Here is a 233-nt window from a genome sequence, read left to right as displayed (position 1 = left end):
ATCATGGAAGGCATGAGTATTAAGATTATCCAAATTCCCAGGCTCACAATCTTCCACAACATTTTCGTTCATCTGTATTTGTACCGAAAACAGAAGAGATGCAATTTGATGATTGATATTGCTCCATAAGTTTTGGAACATTTCAAATGCTTCGCGCTGGTATTCCTGTTAGGGATTCTTTTGTGCATAGCCGCGCAAGTGGATACCTTCGCGTAGGTAATCCATAGCGGAGA

At 40.8% G+C, this 233-nt stretch carries 1 pseudogene; it reads right to left on the bottom strand.

Features of this window, described 5'->3' with window-relative positions:
* A pseudogene (locus tag ACTHSL_RS14290) lies at positions 1–233 on the bottom strand (hypothetical protein); the annotation flags it as partial.

Origin of the sequence: Neisseria sp. P0008.S010 (genome assembly GCF_051962715.1) — a bacterium.
GTDB classification, from domain to species: domain Bacteria; phylum Pseudomonadota; class Gammaproteobacteria; order Burkholderiales; family Neisseriaceae; genus Neisseria; species Neisseria elongata.
The sequence above is the reverse complement of the archived record's forward strand: the minus strand, read 5'-3'. Positions and strand labels throughout refer to the sequence as shown.